Origin of the sequence: Chryseobacterium indologenes, assembly GCF_002025665.1 — a bacterium.
Taxonomy (GTDB): Bacteria; Bacteroidota; Bacteroidia; order Flavobacteriales; family Weeksellaceae; genus Chryseobacterium; species Chryseobacterium metallicongregator.
Genome location: NZ_CP018786.1, coordinates 4,681,080 through 4,702,724, shown reverse-complemented (window position 1 = coordinate 4,702,724; position 21,645 = coordinate 4,681,080). Strand labels below are relative to the sequence as shown.

General features: G+C 35.7%; 19 protein-coding genes. 7 read left to right on the top strand and 12 right to left on the bottom strand.

From position 1 onward, the window contains the following. Window positions 1-57 precede the first annotated feature (57 nt). Window positions 58-1,662 (bottom strand): autotransporter assembly complex protein TamA, encoded by a 1,605-nt coding sequence (locus BUE84_RS21255; RefSeq protein ID WP_079243399.1) that lies wholly within the window; start codon window positions 1,660-1,662, stop codon window positions 58-60. A 99-nt stretch (window positions 1,663-1,761) separates the two neighbouring features. Beyond that, on the bottom strand, window positions 1,762-2,556 hold the full coding sequence (locus tag BUE84_RS21250) for an SDR family oxidoreductase (RefSeq protein ID WP_079244000.1): 795 nt from the start codon (window positions 2,554-2,556) through the stop codon (window positions 1,762-1,764). 396 nt (window positions 2,557-2,952) lie between these two features. Here BUE84_RS21250 and BUE84_RS21245 point away from each other — a divergent pair, with 396 nt between their 5' ends. The 3 genes from BUE84_RS21245 (at window position 2,953) to BUE84_RS21235 (ending at window position 9,325) form a co-directional block, all read left to right on the top strand. After that, entirely contained in the window at window positions 2,953-5,841 is a 2,889-nt protein-coding gene (locus BUE84_RS21245) for a SusC/RagA family TonB-linked outer membrane protein (RefSeq protein WP_079243398.1), read from the top strand. Window positions 5,842-5,868: 27 nt separating this feature from the next. Next, window positions 5,869-7,377 (top strand): RagB/SusD family nutrient uptake outer membrane protein, encoded by a 1,509-nt coding sequence (locus BUE84_RS21240; protein ID WP_079243397.1) that lies wholly within the window; start codon window positions 5,869-5,871, stop codon window positions 7,375-7,377. A gap of 121 nt (window positions 7,378-7,498) precedes the next feature. Next, window positions 7,499-9,325 (top strand): alkaline phosphatase, encoded by a 1,827-nt coding sequence (locus BUE84_RS21235; protein ID WP_079243396.1) that lies wholly within the window; start codon window positions 7,499-7,501, stop codon window positions 9,323-9,325. 226 nt (window positions 9,326-9,551) lie between these two features. Here the strand turns inward: BUE84_RS21235 and BUE84_RS21230 are convergent, their stop codons facing one another. The 5 genes from BUE84_RS21230 to BUE84_RS21210 all read right to left on the bottom strand — a co-directional run bounded on the left by BUE84_RS21230 (window position 9,552) and on the right by BUE84_RS21210 (window position 14,571). Then, window positions 9,552-10,550, bottom strand: a complete 999-nt coding sequence (locus BUE84_RS21230) for a phosphatidylinositol-specific phospholipase C (RefSeq protein ID WP_099049864.1) — start codon at window positions 10,548-10,550, stop codon at window positions 9,552-9,554. A 229-nt stretch (window positions 10,551-10,779) separates the two neighbouring features. Beyond that, window positions 10,780-11,460, bottom strand: coding sequence for a hypothetical protein (locus BUE84_RS21225; RefSeq protein ID WP_238594304.1), 681 nt, complete (start codon window positions 11,458-11,460; stop codon window positions 10,780-10,782). A gap of 77 nt (window positions 11,461-11,537) precedes the next feature. Beyond that, window positions 11,538-12,764, bottom strand: a complete 1,227-nt coding sequence (locus BUE84_RS21220; protein WP_079243394.1) for a 3-phosphoshikimate 1-carboxyvinyltransferase — start codon at window positions 12,762-12,764, stop codon at window positions 11,538-11,540. Window positions 12,765-12,835: 71 nt separating this feature from the next. Beyond that, window positions 12,836-13,162 (bottom strand): nucleotide pyrophosphohydrolase, encoded by a 327-nt coding sequence (locus tag BUE84_RS21215; RefSeq protein WP_034692883.1) that lies wholly within the window; start codon window positions 13,160-13,162, stop codon window positions 12,836-12,838. After that, window positions 13,162-14,571, bottom strand: coding sequence for a hypothetical protein (locus BUE84_RS21210; RefSeq protein WP_079243393.1), 1,410 nt, complete (start codon window positions 14,569-14,571; stop codon window positions 13,162-13,164). The genes BUE84_RS21215 and BUE84_RS21210 overlap by 1 nt, the downstream gene beginning before the upstream one ends. A gap of 184 nt (window positions 14,572-14,755) precedes the next feature. On the opposite strand from BUE84_RS21210, the gene BUE84_RS21205 reads away from it, so the two are divergent. Together BUE84_RS21205 and BUE84_RS21200 are read left to right on the top strand one after the other, a co-directional pair. After that, window positions 14,756-15,007: a type B 50S ribosomal protein L31 gene (locus BUE84_RS21205; protein ID WP_002976190.1), complete on the top strand. Its 252-nt coding sequence runs from the start codon at window positions 14,756-14,758 to the stop codon at window positions 15,005-15,007. 103 nt (window positions 15,008-15,110) lie between these two features. Further along, on the top strand, window positions 15,111-16,271 hold the full coding sequence (locus BUE84_RS21200; protein WP_185117030.1) for a GlmU family protein: 1,161 nt from the start codon (window positions 15,111-15,113) through the stop codon (window positions 16,269-16,271). A gap of 43 nt (window positions 16,272-16,314) precedes the next feature. Here the strand turns inward: BUE84_RS21200 and BUE84_RS21195 are convergent, their stop codons facing one another. The 5 genes from BUE84_RS21195 to BUE84_RS21175 are packed head-to-tail and all read right to left on the bottom strand — an operon-like array spanning window position 16,315 to window position 20,187. Further along, window positions 16,315-17,148 (bottom strand): hypothetical protein, encoded by an 834-nt coding sequence (locus tag BUE84_RS21195; RefSeq protein WP_079243391.1) that lies wholly within the window; start codon window positions 17,146-17,148, stop codon window positions 16,315-16,317. Window positions 17,149-17,157: 9 nt separating this feature from the next. Further along, window positions 17,158-18,309, bottom strand: coding sequence for a hypothetical protein (locus BUE84_RS21190; RefSeq protein ID WP_079243390.1), 1,152 nt, complete (start codon window positions 18,307-18,309; stop codon window positions 17,158-17,160). 27 nt (window positions 18,310-18,336) lie between these two features. Then, a complete protein-coding gene (locus BUE84_RS21185; protein ID WP_079243389.1) occupies window positions 18,337-18,903 on the bottom strand; it encodes a DUF6705 family protein in 567 nt (188 codons plus the stop codon). A gap of 11 nt (window positions 18,904-18,914) precedes the next feature. Continuing rightward, entirely contained in the window at window positions 18,915-19,916 is a 1,002-nt protein-coding gene (locus tag BUE84_RS21180; RefSeq protein ID WP_079243388.1) for a hypothetical protein, read from the bottom strand. Then, window positions 19,879-20,187, bottom strand: coding sequence for a hypothetical protein (locus BUE84_RS21175; protein WP_145953317.1), 309 nt, complete (start codon window positions 20,185-20,187; stop codon window positions 19,879-19,881). The genes BUE84_RS21180 and BUE84_RS21175 overlap by 38 nt, the downstream gene beginning before the upstream one ends. 269 nt (window positions 20,188-20,456) lie before the next feature. Between BUE84_RS21175 and BUE84_RS21170 the strand changes: the two genes are divergently transcribed. Further along, a complete protein-coding gene (locus BUE84_RS21170) occupies window positions 20,457-20,966 on the top strand; it encodes an RNA polymerase sigma factor (protein WP_002976192.1) in 510 nt (169 codons plus the stop codon). Next, the gene (locus tag BUE84_RS21165; protein WP_079243386.1) at window positions 20,941-21,630 is read left to right on the top strand and encodes a hypothetical protein; all 690 of its coding nucleotides are present in this window, start codon (window positions 20,941-20,943) and stop codon (window positions 21,628-21,630) included. The genes BUE84_RS21170 and BUE84_RS21165 overlap by 26 nt, the downstream gene beginning before the upstream one ends. Window positions 21,631-21,645 lie beyond the last annotated feature (15 nt).

The following is a 21,645-nucleotide window of genomic DNA, read 5'->3' as shown; positions in this document are numbered from 1 at the left end:
ATGGTGAAACTGTGGTCTCAATATCTTCAAGATTCCAGCTTCTTTCCTTCCTTCTTTTTAAAACCTACTCAGAATTCCCCAGTGAATTTTGATATCGTTAAATTTAAAAGGATTTCCAAACTCATTACCATTAGACAGCTGGAAACTCATCAGACCAATAGGAATAAAGAAATTGAAACCGAGTCCGACACTATAAAGTTTAGGTTTTACATTTAAAGATTTATTATTGAGCTGACCATATTGTCCAAAGACGTCAAAGAAAGCCTGATTGCCAATCAGGTACCGGTATTCCAGACTTCCATAATAATAAAAGTCGGCTGCGAGGGAGTTTTCATTGAATCCCCGCATGGAATTCCAACCTCCGAAACGGTATAATTCATTGGCGGAAAACTCTATTTTGGAATCCATCATGGCACCTTCCGCTTTAATGTTCAGAAAATGATTTCCTGAAATATGATAATTATGTTCACCAAAGAAATAAAACTGATTTTGATTGGCTTTAATATTATCTTTAGAATAGGTGGTTGTTAAGAAATCATATCCGGCATTGATCCTTGTTTTGTAAAGGAAAAGGTCAATATCCGTGGGTTCTGTCATTTCATACCATATCCCGATCCCTTTTTTGTTGTAGTCTTTTCCCTGAACGTATAGGGTGTCAATAATAGTAGAAGTTTCCAGAGTCGCTCTCAAACCGATTTTATTTCGGTTATTGATATGATAATAAAAGGCAGGAAGAAATTTTACGTTGGCAAATGTTGAGTCCTGTCTGTAGATATTTACTTTCGTATCCATCCCGATATTCGATTTGAACAGGTACGGAATGTCCACCCGAAGATCGAAATTCTGCCCTTTATCCGGGTTTCTCTGCCAGTATAAATTGACCGTTTCAAAACCATTGAACATATTCCTGAAATTGACATTCATGGTTCCGTTTAAGGTAAACTTTGAGCTTTTGTCATTTCCAAAACCAATTACCCCATCGAAGGTATTCGTCTTTTTCTTTTCCAGAAACAGATAAATGCTGGTGGAATCTTTTGTGAATAAAGTTTGTGGCTGCCGTTCGAGGGTCAGAAAAGGATGGCTCTGGAAGGTTTTGTTGATGGCTAAAAGATTTTTGTCATCATAGTTTTTGCCTTTGAACTCCTTTTCCATGTTTTTGATAAATCTTTTGGGAACTTTTTCGTATCCTTTTACCACAAACCCGTTGATCGTTCTTTTATCATTCTTGTTAATGTCGAGTTCTACGACTGGATAACCGTTTTTCTGCCCTTTGTATTTAGATTTGATTCTGCTGAAAGAATACCCTTCATCAATATAAGTTTTGTTGATACTTTTCTTGGTGGAGTCTAAATTTTTAGTGAAAAAATCTTTCTGAATTTTCAATTTCTGAACAAGAGAATCCGTAAGGTTTACATAAGTTTCATTGAAATTTTTCCCTTTATCATAGAAAATTTCCGTGCTGTCCCCTTTTACTTTTACGTCCTTCAGTTGAGTGAAAAAATAATTGCTTTGGGCTAAGGAGTCCAGAAACTTTACTGCGGAAGTAGAATCTTTTACTTTTTTCCTGACTTTAGTTTCCGTGTCAATCAGCCAATACTGCTTCTTCTGCGCTTGTGTGAAAACGCAGAACAGTACAAAAAATATTTTTAAAAGTAATTTCAATTTATCCTTCTGAATATGAAGAGGAATCTCTATAAAAATACAAAAGATTCTTCACTGCATTTCATTCCATTAAGAATGACAATGCGCCTTATCAATCAACTAATTTTTATCCAGTTTATTATATTTCTTCATCAAATTCTCATAAGTTCCCTGCGGAAGAATCCATTTTAAAGGAACCCCGATTTTCTGCCCGAATTTACCAAAATAATAATGTGCTTTCCATTTATTTTTTGCTAAAAGTTTTTCAATGTATTCTGCTACTTCCAAAGGTTCTGTTCCATCATTCACGTGAGAATTCATCAGCGCATACACTTTGTCAAAAACATTTTTGTAAGGCTGGGAAACCTGTGCAATCACTCTATTGTCTGCAATATTGGTTTTAATATCTCCCAAATGCAGCGAACATACATCAATATTCCATGGGTAGACTTCATATCTCATTGCTTCCGTTACTTTATCCAATGCAGATTTGGAAGCCGAATAAAATCCACGGAAAGGCAGCCCCATTTCACTTCCGATACTGGAAACATTGATAATTTTCCCGAATTTGTGCTCACGCATATTCGGAAGAACAGCACTCATCATCTGTACAGGTCCGGCAAGATTAAGGCTGAACAATTTCAGAATATCTTCTTTCGTAGAATCTTCCACTGCTCCTACCATTCCCATTCCGGCATTATTGATCAGAACATCAATTTTAGTTTCTGTTTTTAAAACCTCAGCAACAGCATTCTGAACAGCGGTGTTGTCTGTTACATCTGTAGGTATGGATTTGAAGTATTGGCTTTCTGTATGCTTTCTGCTGAATCCGTATACTTTATGTCCTTTTTTACCAAAATATTCGGCTAAAGCAAACCCGATTCCTGATGAGGTTCCTGTTATAATGATGGTCATTGAATTCGTATGATTTTTAATGTTTTTATTTTTCTTCTGATACCAGTGAGACGTTTTTAAAGGTCTGGATTCAAAAGTAAAATCTATTTTCAGCAAATGTAAAAAAAGAAAAATGAACTCAGTTATTTATTATTCCTGAAATAATTTTAATGATTTCTTGATCAATTATCCCAGATTGATGATAAACTTAAAATAAACTTAATCTCAATCATGCATGGATTATTTGAGGAATGATTACTTTTAATTACATATGTTATTGAAATACAGGTTTTTAATTTCTTTTTGTGGTAGCGGGTATCTTAAAAAAGCTAAAATTTCTTAATAAAAACATAAGGAAACCTTAATGAGTGGTGGGAGCAGGCTGTTCTAATTTTGCACCTAATCAAAAAGGAGATCATGAATGTATTTAAAATCCCTGTATCCGTAACGTATTTAACGGGAAGGGTATTACTTATTGGTGCAATATCAGCTTCACCGATGTTCCTCGCTCAGAAAAAAGACAGCTTAAAAGAAAAATCCATCGACGAGATTGTTGTGGTTGGATACGGAACACAGAAAAAAAGTAAAGTTTCCGGAGCAGTTTCGGAGGCTTCACTGGATAAGCTTACTTCCAGATCTTTGTCCGGAGTAGGAGAAGTTCTTCAGGGTAAAGCTCCCGGAGTCACTGTAGTGAACGAAGGTGGAGATCCTAACGGAGCACCTAAGGTAAATATTCGTGGTTTGGGAGGGATCAATGGTGAAACTCCTCTGTATGTAGTAGATGGAGTAGTTTTCAATGGAACACCTTCTATTAATCCCAATGATATTCAGGATATTTCTGTGCTTAAAGATGCTTCTGCAGCTATTTACGGAGCGAGATCTTCCGGAGGGGTTATTCTTATTACCACTAAAAAAGGGAAAAAAGGAAATCTTACGGTAGATTTTGATGTGAAATACGGAGTAAACCAGGCATGGAGACTGAAAGAATCCCTGAATGCAGCAGAATTCCAGGACGTGATGTACAAAGCCTATGAAAATGCCGGGAAGCTGGGAAGTTTACCCATGGCTTTTAATCCCAATCAATATCCGGACGGAAGAATTACCAGAACAGACTGGATGAAAGAAATTTTCAGAACAGGAACTATTCAGGAATACAATGTAAATCTAAGCGGAGGAAGTGAAAAATCCAGATATTTTGTGGGCATGAATCACAGAAGTCTTGAGGGGATTTTATTGAATACACAGGCAAAACGATACAATTTCAGAGTCAATTCTGAACATAAAGTAAAAGACTGGCTGACGATCGGAGAAAATATGTACTATAATTACTCTGACGGAAACACAGCAGATACTAAGAGTGGCTATACAGGAGCTTTGGTTGCTGCCATGTACTATCCGCCCAATGTTCCGGTATATACTTCCAGCGGTGCTTTTTCAGGATTGCCCATTGATGTGGCTGGTGGATATGGAGATATGATCAACCCGGTGGCGTATCTTAAAAGAATCAGCATCAGAAACCCTACCCACGAGATTTTAATCAACCCTTATGCTGAAATTACACTGGCAAAAGATTTAAAATTCCGTTCCAATTTCTCACAGACTTTTAAACTGGGAGATGTAAAGAACTTTACGTACAGAGTACTGGAAGTAGGGAAAATTTTTGATACCAATAATTTAGAATACCAATCCAATAATTCATCTACAGCACTTGCTGAACAGTTGTTGACTTATAAAATATCAGCAGGAAAACATAATTTTGATTTCCTTGGAGGTTTTACGTTCCAGAAAACAATTGATGATGGTTTTGTGGCAAAATCGTATGACTTCAGAAGTGAAGCTGAGGTTTTCCAGCATCTTCAGAATGCTGCAGATACCAATAAAGATGTTTCGAGTTACAGATTCAAGCAATCTTTGGTTTCTTATCTGGCGAGAGTAAACTATGATTATGCAGGAAAGTATATCGTAAGTGTATTGGGAAGACGTGATGGTTCTTCACTGGTCGCGAAGCAAAACAGATTTGCCAATTATTATGCAGTTTCCGGTGCCTGGGTGGTTTCGAAAGAAAACTTTATGCAGGATATTTCATGGCTTTCAAGTCTGAAACTGAGAGGAAGTTATGGTATTCTGGGGAATCTTGGAGGAATTTCGCCACAGGCTGTGAATCCATTGATGACCAGAGATAATAATGTGATTTTCGGACAGGATCCTTCTCAGAATATTGCTTATTATGCAACCACACGTCCGAATCCGGATCTGAAATGGGGGAAATCTGAACAGACCAACTTCGGGGTTGATGCTTCATTCCTTCACAACAGCCTTTCCTTACAGTTCGATTACTTTGTGAAAAATTCCAAAGATCAGATCTTTAATGTAAGCTTACCCAGTACAGCAACGTATAATAATCAGTATGTGAATGCGGGATTATTCCAGGATAAAGGATACGAATTGGGAATCAATTATAACAAGGTGATTTCAGATGATTTTACTTTCTCAGTTGGAGCTACAATGAGTCAACTAAAAAATACGGTGAAGCAGCTTGCCAATGTGGATGAGATCTTTATCAATGATAATGGAGTAAGAGGCGTATTGAAACCAACCCGTGTGAAAGTAGGTGATCCTCTGTATTCTTTCTATGGTTATAAGACGGGAGGAATTTTCCAGACTCAGGAAGAAATCAACAATTATAAAGATGCCAACGGAAATCTTATCCAGCCCAATGCTAAACCGGGAGATATCAAATTCCTGAAGAAAGAAGGAAATACAGGAGTACTTAATAATAATGACTTTGTCAATCTTGGAAGTCCATACCCTAAGTTTTCTTACGGATTCTCTTACAACATGACCTGGAAAAATTTTGATCTTAACTTATTCTTCCAGGGGGTTTACGGAAATAAAATATTCAACGGAATGAAGTTTATTTCCTTGAACCCGGGTGGAACAGGGCAGAACTACAATATGGACAGAGATATCCTGAATGCATGGACACCTCAGAATACGAATACTGATATTCCAAGGCTGGTACATGGTGATCCAAGTGGTAATTATTCCAAAGTATCAGATTTCTATGTGGAGGATGGATCTTACTTAAGACTGAAGAACCTTACCATCGGGTATTCATTACCGAAAGAATTGTACAGAAAACTGGATGTAAACAAAGTGAGAATTTATTTGACTTCCAACAACCTGTTTACCATAACGAAATATACAGGATTTGATCCTGAAGTAGGGATGAACTCTTACGGAGTTGATACCGGAAGATATCCTCAGGCACGCTCATTCATCTTTGGAGTGGAGATCGGATTATAATTTTTTAACCAACAAAAAGTAAAAGAAATGAAATTTTTCAATAAAATATTGTTAGTATCAGGAATATCAGTAATGCTTCTGTCATGTACAGGAGAACTGGATGTTCAGCCGGAAGGAACCCCTACGGAAGCCAGTTTCTGGAAAACGGAAAACGACCTTATTACCGGAGCAAATGCGATGTATAAACCATTATTTGATGGTGAATTTTATGGAAGAGGGCTGTTCTGGTTTATCAATGCCAGTGATGATATGGTAACGGGAAGAGCAAAAAGTGAGGCAGATAATGCAAAAAACTTCAGCAGCAATTATATCGCAGCAGGAGATCTTGAAACCCAATGGAACAAAAGATACAATGTGATTGGAGTGGCCAACCGTGTGATCCGTAATGTTGATAATATTCAGACTTCGCAGGCTACCAAAAATAAATATCTTGGAGAAGCTCTGTTCATGAGCAGCAGAATGTATTTTGAACTGGCCTATTCTTACGGAAATGAAAAAGCAGGAGTTCCTATCATAGATCGTTCAAAAGACCCTGATACCAACCCGATTCCAAGAGCGGCTAACGTCATGGAAAACTATACTTACATTGTGAATGACCTGAAAAGAGCTGCCGAATTATTACCTACACAGGCAGAACTTCCTGCAAAGGATTATGGAAGACCTCATAAAGCGGCAGCTTGGGCATTGTTAGCAAAAGTATATCTGTTTATGAAAGACTGGAAGAATGCAGAATTCTGGGCTAATGAAGTAATGACTAAAGGAAACAGAGCCTTATTAGGTAATTTCGCAGATGTTTTTAAATCCGAAAATAACTACAGCTCAGAATATATCTGGTCAATCCCTGGAACTACAAAGTTTACAGCCTGGGGAAGTATTCTTCCGGGAGTAATGCTTGAAAACAAAGGATGGGGAGAATATAACGGATGGGGATACTTCCAACCGACTAAGGAATTGTTTGATGAATATGAAACCGGAGATCTTAGAAGGAGTGCTACCATTCTTAAAATAGGAGACAAATTTACCTTTAACGGAAAAGAAAGAACATACGCTTCTACCAATTCCCTTACCGGATATCAGTTCAATAAATATATGGATGCCTTCAAATATGAGCTGAAAAGTGGTCACGTGAGTGCCAACGGAGATTATCCGTGTACAGACCTTGCCGTTCCGATTATGCGTTATGCTGAGGTTATTCTGATCAAGGCAGAAGCTTCACTGATGCAAGGGAAATCTGCAGACCAGGAAATCAATATGATCAGAGTACGTGCAGGCTTACCTGCAAAAAACGGATGTACACTGGCTGATCTGAAACATGAAAGACGTTGTGAACTGGCGGGTGAATGGGCGGACAGACACAGAGACCTTGTACGTTGGGGAGATGCACAGGCAGCGTATGCGAAACCTCTGCACGGTATCAATGGACAGGTAGTCTGGGCAGCAAGAAACTTTAATCCGGCTGTACATAATGTTTGGGCAGTTCCACAGGCTGAAATCGTAAACAGTCACGGGATCATTAAACAAAATGAAGGCTGGTAAAATTTTAATCTTTTTATATATAAGTCACTATATCATTACAGAACCTTCTGTGGTGATATAGTTTTTTCAAAGGTATGGAGATAGGTTGTTTCATCTGACCTAAAAAAATAATGATATACGAATGAAATTATCAAAAATATTAGCTGTATTAGCTCTGGCTGCCTTTTCTGAAAATCAGGCACAAAATTATTTAAATTATAATGTAGGGAATGCACATTCACATAATGATTATATGCAGGAGATCCCTTTCTGGCAGGCTTACTATGCTCAATTTGGATCTATCGAAGCTGATGTTTTTCTGGTAAAGGACAAACTTTGGGTGGCCCATACTGAAAAAGAACTTTCCGCAGATCGAACGCTGGAAAATCTTTATCTCGATCCGATTTCAAAACAGATTAAGTTGAATAAAGGATATATTTATTCTGATGTCAATAAAAAGCTTCAGTTGCTGATTGATATTAAGCAGGATTATAAAACAACACTGGCGGCTTTGGTGAGTACTTTAAAGAAATATCCTGAGATCACAGAAAATCCGGGAATTAAAATTGTAATTACCGGAGGAAGGCCTCAACCGGCAGATTTTAACAACTATCCCAATTATCTTTACTTCGATGGAGATCTTGATAAAAACTATTCTGCAGATCAACTGAAAAGAATCGGAATGTTCAGTGCAGATCTTCCGGGATTGGTAAAATGGAACGGAAAAGGAATTCCAAGGGATGAAGAAACACAAAAAATCAAAAGTGCAGTAGACAAAGCACATACTCAGCAGAAACCTGTTCGTTTTTATGGTGCTCCGGATTTCCCGAATGCCTGGGTAAACCTGATGGATTTAGGTGTAGATTATATCAATACTGATCATATTCCGGATCTTAAAAAATTCATGAACACCATTCCGAAAAATTTTTATAAGAATATAAAGGAATACGCTACTTATACTCCGACTTATCAATCAGACGGTGTGGAGAAAAAGGTAAAGAATGTCATCCTTCTGATTCCGGACGGAACTTCTTTACCACAATATTATGCTGCTTTTACAGCGAACAAAGGAAAACTGAATGTTTTCAACATGAAATCTACAGGGCTTTCCAAAACCAATTCATCCAACGCTTACATTACAGATTCAGCACCGGGTTCTACAGCTTTTGCAACCGGTGTAAAAACTAAAAATACTTTTGTAGGAGTTGACGATATGGGAAAAGCATTAGCTCAGATTCCTGACATTATTGCTGAAAAAGGAATGATGTCCGGTTTGATTTCCACAGGAGATGTTACAGATGCTACTCCTGCAGATTTCTATGCTCACTCGGATAACAGAAACAGTTCAGAGCCTATTTTGAAAGATTTTGCGACTTCAAAAACAAAAATCCTGATCGGTGGTCCTACAAGCGGATTGTCTCAGAAGAATCTGCAGAAATTCAAAGAAGCAAAAATCGATTTGTATCAGGATCTGAAATCTGTAACTAAAATTAATAACAGAACCCTTATTATTGATCCTTTGGCTTCACAAAGAATCAGCAATGGAAGAGGGAACTGGCTGGCAGATGCTTTTGATCTTACTTTAAATGATTTAAAGAACAATAAAAAAGGATTCTTTATGATGGTTGAAGCTTCACAAACTGATGGCGGAGGGCATAGCAATAATATAGAACAATTGGTTACAGAATTACTGGACTTCGATTATGTTGTGGGGAAAGCAATGAAATTTGCTGATGAAAATAAAGAAACTTTGGTAATTGTGGTGGGAGATCATGAAACAGGAGGTTTAACGCTATTGGACGGAAGTCTGAAGGATGGCTGGGTATTTGGAAACTTCAGTACGAATGATCATACCTCTATTCCGTCGAGTGTTTTTGCTTATGGCCCCAATTCAAAAGAATTCACAGGATTGTTTGAAAACACTGAGATTTTCAACAAAATACTGGCTGCTTACGGAATTAAGAAATAGCTTTTAATTTATACTTTTACTTTTGCAAAGAGAGGTTGCTTCGTTTTCGAAGCAGTCTTTTTTTGCGTGTTTAATTTAGAAATCCCGCAGATTTCACAAATTAAGCAGATGTTTGCGGATAATCTGTGTTATTTGTGAAATCTGAGGGAAATAAAAGCAGAGAAAAATTCAAAAAGGCTGCCCCAAAAAGAGAGACAGCCTTTGAGTATATCTAACAAATAATAATTTAGAAATTCGTTTTAACAATTAATTCAGAAAGCTCAGCATTCACAAAGTCAATCGGCATGATACCGAATGATCCCTGAGTATTGTTTTGGAAGAATGTTTTAAGTCTTGGATTAATATTATTGGATACCGTAGGAATACTTGGGATACCGAAGATTCCAGGTTTATATCCACTGGTAAAATTCACGAAAAGTTTACCATTCGTATTATTTTTAGCTTCATTAAGAAGACTGGAAATCCCATTCCATTTATCGTCATTATTAGTTACTTTATAATAATCCTGCACTTTCAACTGTACCCCGGAATTGTTGATGTCAAAAGTAGTATTATCTGCCCATGGTGAAGCGTTGATTCCTTTGGTTGTTCCTGAAGAGAACCTTCTTAGTAACTTGATCTTTCCTCTAACAGAACCCAATGTAGGAATGTTTGCTCCAAGATCCCACTTAGAAGGATTTTTCTGTACATAAGCATCAAAAGTCTGTTCAAAACTTCTGGTGTTGTTGGAAGGATCATATTCTTCCTTTACAGACATGATAATTGTTTCTGACGGATGGCTGTTAAGAAATGCATAGCAGGCATTAAGCACATCATCAAAATTCAGATTTTGGTAAATCGCTCCGTGATGAATAGCGAAAGCGTTATCAATATGTCTGCAACGTATATCCAGAAAACGAACTCCGGCATTCAGTTGTTCTGCAATGCTGAGGTCTTGGGTTTTTGCAGTACCTGATAGAACCGGGGGATCTACACGTGCTCCGGAATCATGAGTTCCGGGAATTGAGATTTTTGAAATGGAAATGTTATCCTGAAGACCAGACATCCAGCTGTTCATCTCGATAGGTGCTAAAGAACTTCTACTATTAACTTTTGCTAAAGTAGCTAAACTGTTTTCATTAGAGTCTCTTTCCATAAGGCTGTCATTGGAACAGGAAAAAAAGACAGATGCAGTAACCACCCCAAGTGTGATCGCTGTCATACGTTTCATGCTTTGTTTGAACATAGTTTTTTTATTTTTAAAGTAGCTTAAAAATAAGAATATATCAAAGCACTAGGAGTTAATTTAACTTTAAGAGATGATTAAGTTGGTATAAAGTCAGGGAGCTGGAAGAAGAGAAATTGATAAGAGTTAAAAGTATTCCTATTTAAGGAGAATGTATTTACAATGAAAGCGGCTATGATAGATCAACCGTCCAGCAGTAACCTCAAGCATCCAGCTTCATGCTTCCATCCTAAAATATAAAGTTCTCTTTCAATCCGGGTATTTTAAATTGATGTTCCCCGATTTTAAAATCACTCATTTTGATGAGGTTCTGAAGTTTGTAAGTAAACTCTTTGTGAGTGTTTTCAGGGATTTTGGCATCATCATCACAGGATGAATATTCTTTGTCAATAATAACTTTGCCTGTTGAAAAATTGATTTCATGGGTGAAGCTGAAATCACAGGTATCTTCAAAATGATCATGAGATCCGATCAGATAAAAATCTCCGTTTTGAAATCTGAAAGTATGTTGGTATTTCTGAGTATGTCTTGAATTGGTAAAAAAGGTTTGTCCAATATGAAGACTGTTATTTTTTATGGTGATCTGAAGCGTATTGTCTGAAGGATAGAATCCGGTTCCGCTTGAAAAAAGAATGCTGGAATTTTCCTTCCATACTTTCAGACCGCCATTTTCATTTTTCACAATATAGAAAACCCTTTTGTAATCTGCGGTATTTCCGAGGTTTTTGCCGTCTGATGCCTTTATGTTGGTGTTAAATACCAATACTGTTTCATCTTTTCCGTCTTTATCAAGGTCGCCTTTGGCTTCTGCAATCCGGGTATACCCTTTTGGAACCGAAAAGTTTTTCAGATTCTGAGCAGATAAAATCGAAACGGCTAAAACAAGCAAAAAGGAAAAGAAAGTTTTCATTATTATGAGATAGAATTAAAATGTGGTAATCCGAAATAAAAAACATTTTCAAATTACCACACTTTTATATTGTTAAATTAATGAGTCAGTATGCTTTCAAGATCTTTCCAGAACATTGGATAAGATTTTTCTACCACATCTTCATCTTCAATATTGAGATCCTTAATCAGACTGAACGGAGCAAAACTCATGGCCATTCTGTGATCCTGGTACGTTTTGATTGAAATATTGTCTTCAGATTCTCCAAAACTGATGGATTGAATGGTTAAATCTGTGATTTCTGTTTCTGTCCCCAGCTTTTTAAGCTCATTATATAAGGCAAGAAGTCTGTCGGTTTCCTTTACTCTTAAGGTCCCCAATCCGGAAATTTCAAAAGGAATTTTTAAAGCGGCTGCCGTTACACAAAGAGTCTGTGCAATATCCGGGCAGTCGTTCATATCCAGAATAATTTTTTCCGGGAAAGAAAAATCAGGCTGAGGTTCAAGCGTTAGTTTATGCTCTTCTTCAGAGAATGTAGTTTTGATTCCGAAGAACTTTTCGTAGATGTTAGCAATGGCAGAATCTCCTTGTGTGGATTCTTTGTAAAAACTTTTCAGATGAATTGTTTCTCTTCCCAATGCACAGATAGAGTAGAAGTAGGAAGCCGAGCTCCAGTCACTTTCCACTTCATAATGTACAACCTCAGCGTTATTCTCAGGAGTAAAAGGTTCTACTTTGATGATATTACCTTCAAAACTGCTTTGGATTCCAAATCTGGTCAGGATATCAAGCGTCATTTCAATATAAGATCTTGAAGTAACATCACCTACAAGGTTAATCACCAATCCGTTTTCAAGTTTTCCTGCGATAAGAAGCAGAGAAGTGATAAACTGGCTGGAAATATTGGCAGGAACATTCACAGAAGTCTGAGCAATCTTTCTTCCTGTAATTTTTAAAGGAGGAAATCCTTCGTTTTCCATGTATTCAATTTCAACTCCAAGATCTCTCAAAGCACTTACCAGATTTTTGATCGGTCTTTCCTTCATTCTTCCCGAACCTGTAAGAATAGTAGTCTTTCCTTCCTGAATAGAATAATAAGAAGTAAGGAAACGCATTGCCGTTCCCGCATGATGGATGTCTACCACTTCCGTATCCTCAGATAATGCTTTTTTCAACAATTGCGTATCCTGAGAATTGGATAGATTTCCAATTTTTATATTGCTAAACAGGCTTTCCAGAATCAATAAACGATTCGAAATACTTTTCGAACCGCTGATCTGTACCGTTTTATTTTCTGATAATTTTGATTTTTCTAGCTTCTTCATTATGATCTACATGATATTTAAAAAATGATGAGTTACAAATCCATGGGTAATTCATAACTCATCATTGATAATTATTTCAATTTTTCGTTATTCTGATGCCGGTCTTTATCCCGGTCAGTTTTAATTTTCATTTTTCTGTCGAAAGCGTCCTGTAGGTTGACTCCGGTTTGATTGGCTAAACATAATGTTACAAAAAGCACATCTGCCAGTTCTTCACCAAGATCTTTATTCTTATCACTTTCCTTTTCACTTTGTTCGCCATATCTTCTGGCAATAATTCTTGCTACTTCGCCTACTTCTTCTGTCAGCATTGCCATATTGGTAAGTTCATTAAAGTATCTTACCCCAATGGTTTTGATCCATTCATCTACCTGCTGTTGCAACTGAGTAATTTCCATTATTGATAAGCTCCTAAAGTTGGGTTGGTCGTTCTGGATACATTCACAATATCAAAAGGTACTGTTGCTGCTACTGCTGTATTTCCTTTTCCAAGAGCTGGTGAACCGGGTTTTACCCTTAAATTCATTTTAGCCATAAAATAATTGACAAACTGAGGCTCCGCATTCTTCACCGTTTGTATCACATTCGGATTGTTATCAAAAGTGAAACCTGCTCCGGTGGCACTCGTATATTTGATTAATGAATTTTGAAGTAAGAATTCAAACTGCTGTCCCGGAGTTTGTTCAAAATGAACAGCATCCTCCCTGTCGGAATATACAATACTGTTTTTGATGTCAAGCAGCTGCAAAGCTCCTTGTTGGGTCTGCCCTGAATCATTTTTCCATTCATTGGCGGCAAAAATTCCTGCTCTGTCAAAAGAGCTCATTGTTTTAGAATAGTTCGCAATCGTAGCATGAGTATAGCTGTGTTTTCCGCCCAGGAAAATCCCTACACAGGATAAACCACAGTTGTTCATCACAAGATTGTTCGCATTCACGGTAGAACCTACAGCATAGATTCCATATTCAAAGAAAGTGTGGATGAAGGAATTGGTAATGGTAGCATTGGTTTGCTTCATATCCAGTCCTCTCGTACCTCCGAAAAGTCTTGCATGGTTCATCTTAAGGGTAGAATTGGCTTCCATTTTAATAGAATTCCAGTTTTTAGGAATTGTATCATAATAAGGATCATTTCTGTCACCACGAAGAATAACCTGATTGGCCTGAGTTCCGTTAATATTTAAGACCGCTCCGGAAGAAACTTTCATTCCGCTGTTTTTGTGGAAATAAACTTTAGTTCCGGCGTTGATATCAAGGGTTACACTTGGATTGATAGTCAGATTTCCGTAGATGATCTTTGCTTTATTGTTATTCCATGTGGTGGAACTGGTAATTACATTCGGGTTGCCAGGCGTCTGAATAAAAAATTCAGCATCCTGAACCACAGAAAATAAAGTTACGTGTTGTTGCCCGCCAGGACTTGTGAAAAGAACTTTGTCTTCTGCAATAGCTTCAGGTCCGGTAGCTTCCGGGGCAATTTCAACAAAAATATAAAGACTGTCTTTCTTTCTTAAAGGAACATTTTTAAAATCATATCCCGGTTTTCCATCTACATTGATCCTATATAATGAAGAAGCTCCTTTTTCAAGGTTCACTCTTGGAATCATGATATCCTTATCTTCATTATTATATACTTTCACAACATAAGTTTCTGAACGTACCTGATGATATACTGTATCACAGAATACCGTATCTCTTGAGAAGCGGAGTTCCTGTGAAGGACTGTCAAACGTTATATCATCTTTATTACATGATACTGCTACAAGTAACATCCAGAAGGAAAAAGCCAGTAATAATTTGAATTTCATTGAAATTAAAGTTTAAGTAAGTTCCAAATTTAACGAAAATACTTTGAATTTCTTATCAATAAAAAAATATTGAATTCAGTATTTGGAATTTAGAAAAAATGTTGTATTTTTGCAACCTAAAATTTAGCAGAGAAATATCCATTACTATTTCGAAAGCAAACTTAATTTTTTTAAAAATAGTATTATGAAAAACGGAATCCACCCAGAAAATTATAGACTTGTTGTTTTCAAAGATATGAGTAACGACGAGGTGTTTCTTTGCAAGTCTACTGCAGAAACAAAAGACACTATCGAGTACGAAGGACAAGAGTATCCTCTAATCAAGATGGAAATCTCTTCAACTTCTCACCCTTTCTACACTGGTAAAGTAAAACTAGTTGACACTGCAGGTAGAGTTGATAAGTTCATGAACAAGTATAAAAAATTCGCTAAGTAATTTTTATACATTTAAAATATTAAAGTCTTCCAATTTTTGGGAGACTTTTTTTATTGTAAATTTGTTGATCTTGAACATAAACCTTAAACTTAAAAACTGAATGATGCAATTGGTATTTTCAGACGCACAATATTGGGAAGACTTTCTTCCGCTTACTTTTACACGCCCGGTTGCAGCAATGCGATGCGGAATTCTTACCTTCTCAGAAAGATGGCAGAAGATTCTTGAAAATACTGAGGTAACCTACTTCACAGAAATGTATCTTCAGGATAAATTTAAAAGTCCTGAGGAAAAAGAAAGTCTTTTTTTAGTTCCCAATTTCCTTCCCACAGAAAATGTAATTCAACAGATTAAAGATCTTAAGCAAGGGGAAGCATTGGTTTATGAAGACGAACTGATTGCGGCTAAAATCAATATGAAAGGGTTTTCGCTGAACCAGATTGAAAAAATGACGGATATCAAGGAAGAACTTGTTTTTTTCAAAAGACCGAAAGATCTGTTTTCTTATAACCATCACGCGATTGATTTTGATTTTGAATTACTGACTAAAGGAAGAGCTTCACAAGAACTATCGCCCACCAATGGCTTTTTAGGAGATAAGAAAGATCTGTTTATCGAAGAAGGTGCGGAAATTGAATTTTCTACTCTGAATACTAAAACAGGAAAAATTTATATTGGAAAAAATGCGGAGATCATGGAAGGGTGTCATCTGCGTGGACCTATTACACTAGGAGAGGATTCCAAATTTAATCTTGGATCTAAAATTTACGGAGCTACTACTATCGGCCCTCAATGTAAAGTAGGTGGTGAAGTGAATAATATTATCATTTTCGGATATACAAGTAAAGGACACGAGGGTTTTATTGGAAACTCTGTGATAGGAGAGTGGTGTAACTTCGGTGCTGATACCAATTCTTCCAATCTTAAAAATAATTATAGCCATGTAAAACTCTGGAACTACAGAACCAAAGTGTTTGAAGATACAGGCTTGCAGTTTGCGGGCTTGATTGTAGGGGATCATTCCAAAACGGCTATTAATACCCAATTGAATACAGGAACGGTAATTGGCGTTGCTTCCAATATCTTCAAACCAGGCTTTCCACCTAACCTTGTGGAAAACTTTTCATGGGGCGGACTGAAAGATGATGAAAGATTCAGACTGGATAAAGTATATGAAGTGGCAGAAAGAGCTATGGCGAGAAGAAAAGTGGCTTTAACAGAAGAGGATAAAGCAATCTTGAAACATATTTTTGATACGTATTAAATTAAAAATAAACCCCTCAGAATTTTTTTGAGGGGTTTGTTTTTTAGTTTGAATATAATAATTGTAAACTATCCAGATACCCTTTCCCGGAAATAATTTCTGCTTCTCTATCTTTGAAAAAGAAGTATTGATAATTGGGATTTTCTTTTTTCAACTTATCAAATTTCTTTTCACTCATACTCTTCCCATTAAAATAATAGTAATCAGGTGGGTTTTCAGATGTTACTACTACAGCTCCTATTTCTAAATATCGATGCTGAGACTCAATCTGAAATTCTTTCTCATTTATTTGTTCTTTTTTAGAGAAAATAATTGAGGTATTTTCGTAAATATCGGCATTTATTGTATTGGGTACTTTTCTGTCGGGATTTTTATAGGTTTCATCATTTAATTTATCAAAATCAAAGTACAAAATATTTTTTCTTTCAATTAATTCGTTTGGTATTTCTAAAGTAAAATTTCCGTTTTCATCAGTTATTGTTTTTATATATTTTGATTTACAAATGAAGAATACTTCAGCATTAGATATTTCCTTGTTTGTTCTTTTAAAGATCAGTTTTCCTGAAACTTGTGTGATTGTTTTTGCTTTTTGTTCAGTGGTAATCTCAGAATTGTTTTTAGTTTGCGCCTGAACAAAAGTAAGATTGGTAATTAAAATAATTCCTGCAGCAGCTAAAGCTAATGATCGTTTTGAAATTCTTCCGCAGATTTCCTGCCCATTAGCCATCTGAAGAATTTCATTAATTTGGGTATCTGTTTTCTCCGTAAAATCTACGACACATTTAGAACATTTCTCACAGAATTTTCCGGAAGGAAAGTCTTGCATATTTTCCCAGTTTTCAGGGCAGGGGTTTGGGATTTTAATTTGGTTTTTCATAATTTCTCATCAATAATATTCAATTTCTCTCACCCATTTATAAAGATCTTTTCCGTCCACATTCTTAATCGTTTCTATCCAGTTTTTTTGTTTGTCAAACTTATATTTGAAAGTTATTAATTTAGGAACTATGTTTTTATCTTCCATCCCGATTTTATTAAGGTAAGTCATATTGGTGATATAATTACCTTTATATTTAAAGCCTCTTTCAAATATAATTTTATCATTATAATACATGGTCTGTCTCTCCAGTTTTTGATCCTTAGTATAAATATATACAGTAGATTGTGTTGTTCCATTATCATTAATATCTTCTTCCCTCACTTTTTTTCCATTCTCAAATACAACGGATGAAGATATTTTTCCATTTTTGAATCCTGTTTGCTTTACTAAGTTTCTAAACTCATCATATTCATATTTATAATGTCCGTTTAAGGATATTTTTTTATTTTGATAATCACTTTTATAATCAAAAAATTTCTCCTCAATTATTTTAAAGTCGTTATTATAGATTTTTACACGGCTTAATTTTTTATGATAAATGGAATCTTTGCCTTCGGTGTAGGAACGTTCCCCTACTTTTTTCCAAATATCATTTGTAATGGCAAAAATACTGTCTGTTTTTGTTATGCTATCAAACTCTGTAACAAATAAGGGTTCGTAACTTTCATAATTAAATGTAAATTTTTCTATAACATTTTTTCTTTTGTAATAGGATTCTGCAAATTTTGGGGTTTTATTATCTTTTTCGTAAAAATAATGAGAAGCAATATCTGAATATCTATTTTGGGATTTTTTTATTGTTAATCTGTTTAAATGATCATATTGATAATTATAAAGATCAACAGTATCTCCTGATCTGTAATACCATATTTCTTTTACAATTTTCCGGTTTCTATTATAATAAGTTTCGTTATTAGTATATCTGCAAAAATAGGTTTCAAACCAGGAGCCTTCCATGCTTTTTCTTAAATTTTCAGGAGTCATTTTTGTTGCGTGACCATATTCATCGTCTCCCTTCATAAATGTATAGGGACCGGAATTATCCAGAAAAATGACATTTTCTTTTACAAATTTAGGTTTCCCCAAAATTGAATCTTTAATGACCTGAGAAGATGAAAATATAGATGAAAAAATAAGAAAAAGTAATAAAGCTCTCATTATTTGTGATATTATTAAACTAGAATATTACTGTTTTGTAAAAATTAAATCCTTTGTTTCAGGAAGGTAAATTTTTATATCTGTTCCCGGAGGACACTTGCTATCATCAAGAATAATATCATTAGGTCGATATTCCCATGATATTTGAGTAGGATTTATTTTTTTTAAATAAATATCACCCCATCCAACTCCACAATTAGTACCACCATAATATAGTATTAACATATTACTTGGTTCTATCCAACGACTATATATAGTATGTTTAAATTGGTTTGGAGAGAATGTTATATTCTTCGTATCTTGAAGTATTACTCCCGAAGTATTCTTTATAATAAACTTTACAGATAGCAAATCTTTATAATATTTATATTTACTAACTTCAAACAGTACATGAGTCTGTTTGCTTATGTATAATGTAACTTGTTTATCTTGAAAATTAGCTGTATAATTTCCAATGAATGAATCTAATTCGTTATTAGTATCTCTCAAATATGAATAATTAGGTACTTCCGAATAATCAGTTTTTAAAGGGTATTCTTGTGCTTTGCAAGATAACACATAAAAAAAAGCAAATATTAATATTATTCTATTCATAATTTTTCTTTTTAAGAACAAGGGTTTCCAGTGATTGTTCCATCGTTATTTTTAGTTACGTTTTTTATTACTCCATCACTTTCTATTCTTTGAAGATTTATCTGTCCTTCAAGTCCCATATCTGTTAATATTTTGAAGAATAATTTTTCATATCCTTCATAATTATTAGGTTTATACATAGTATTTCTAATACTCATTAAGTCTTTATAATGATTTAAATCATCCTGTGAAAAAGTTTTTACAGCATTCTCATAAGTGCCACTAAACATAATAACATAATGCATACCATTCGTAGCTACCATTCCCAAATAAGCATTATTTACATTTTCAGCATTAGAAGTAGGCTGTGCTCTTGCAAAGCCTAAAAGTTGGTCAATATCATTTGGTGATAACATTGGTATTCCTGTAGGGGTATGGTTGTGATAACCTCCTACATAACCTGTCTTGTCACCAAAATTTACATAGTGGTCCCCTCCAGGGATTATTCCTGATGTAGTTCCATCAGCTTTTATCATAACTCCTATTTCATCACCTTTTTTAGACTGTGCTTTAAGTTCATTAATTTTTGCCTGAACTTGAGGATTTGTTAAAATACTTTTCGTCTTTTCACAAGGATTTTTTTCCTCTGGCGGATCCGGGTACTCATAACCACTCCCACCTCCGTCATCCATCCCAATAGGATCAAATGTTTTGGGTGTTGTACCAGGTACCCATTTGCAAATTGTTTCTGATGTTGTATACGGAATGCAATTAGGTTCTTTGTCCGTGCATCCTATGGTAATCCATCTGGTGCTGCACTGAAAAACTGGAGTGTTCCTGGACGAGGTTGAGTTTTGAGAATCTGTTTTCTCCCCATAATCGGTGATCTTGGAAAAGATAACAGCCTGGAAGAAATCAATTTTCCCTTTGTCTTCTTTTTCAAAAAAATAGACTTTATTTCCTTCTCTTACAGCTTCCATCAGCAAAACTACTCTGTTATCTTTTACTACAGGAACCAAAAGATAGCTTTCCAAACTGGCCGAAAGTCATGGCATAATCCCAGTACAGATCCCCATATCTGTTTTTTACGTGCTCCATATTGGCTACTTTCATAAATACCTGTTGTACCTTATTGATGTACACTTCGTCTTCCTTCCAGAAACTCTTTGATGCAAATCTTGCTGAAGAATTATAAGAACGTTGCTGAGAAGAATCTTCTGTAGAGAATTCTTCATTCCGGCAGCACCATAAGGTAGATAGAATGGTAAGCAGAAAGCATAGCCGGAAAATAGTTTTTTTCATCATTAGTATTTGGTTTTTATGGTGTTAAATATAAAAAAAACTTTGATAACTCTACAAATATGTGAATAATAAATCGAAATAATAGTGTGTAGAGTTACTGGTTTCCGTAATGTATAGTATCTTTTGGGAAAGAAATATTGTGATTTTGAAGTAGTTTGGCTCAGGGAGTATTGGGTCAAAAAATAAAAAATATCAAAATTTTTCAAAGTTTTTTTATTTTTGATGTAATAGATAAGTAATGGCAATTGTCTTACCTATAAGAAACAAAACTCATGACCCAAGAAACTTTCAAGAATACGGTGTTTATTCTCAAAGACGAGATGTATCGTTTTGCGAAGCGGTTTGTCATGAGCAGTGATGAAGCAGAAGATGTAGTACAGGATCTCATGATGAAGTTTTGGCAGAAGAGGGATGAGCTTGAGCAATTCGGGAATTTTAAATCCTATGCGCTGAAGTCTGTCCGGAACGAATGCCTGAACCGCCTGAAGCATCATGATGTAAAGATCGGCTTTGCGGATATGCAGCTTCATCGCTCGGAGCTTTACAGTATGGAAGTTGATAACCTTAAGGAACATATTGTAGGATTTATCAATCAGCTCCCTGAAAAACAGAAGATGGTCATCCACTTGAAAGATGTAGAAGAGTATGATGTTTCCGAAATTTCTGAAATGCTGGAAATGGAGGAAAATGCAGTAAGGGTAAACCTGATGCGTGCGAGACAAAAAGTAAAAGAACAAATCTCACAACTGATGAGCTATGAAAAAAGATCAATTACAAGATAAATACAACGAAGTCTTCCGGGATATTAAGGAAGAAAAAATGGACTGGAGTTTTGAAGACTTTCTTCAGACTGCAGAAGGTGCGGAGCCTGAACAGAATATGGCACCTATCATCCCACTGGGCGAAAAAAAGAAACCTTCTTTCCCCAAATGGTTCTGGATGGCCGCCAGTGTAATGATGGTTTTCGGTATCGGCTTATTTATTAATTATAATAATTCCAGGACAGCAGATGCCCTGGATAGAGAAAAACTGGTAAAAGACGAGATCTTAAAACAGAAATCCGGGTTTATTGAAGAAAACAGTGATCATCAGGAACAGGTTGCCGTGAATCATACAGATTCTATTTCCGGAGTGAAAAAAGATTCTGTTTTTCAGGATAACCAGGTGGCAGAAAAAGATGTTATGGACGAAATTCTGCCCAAAAGAGGAAGGCTTAAAAAAGAAAGAAAACCTAGATATGTTGATAATTCTTCCTTCCCGAATAAAAATTTAAATGATTCTGCAACAGCTTATAATGACTCTTATGTCATTGTAAACGGAAAAAGAATTAGTAGTGAAAAAGAAGCCCTGGATGTTACACGATACTCCTTTATGAAATTAGGAAACGAGTTTAAAAAAACAGTAGCATCTTCCCAAAAAAATGAAAATCTTGACAGCGAATACTAAAAATCAGATCAATCT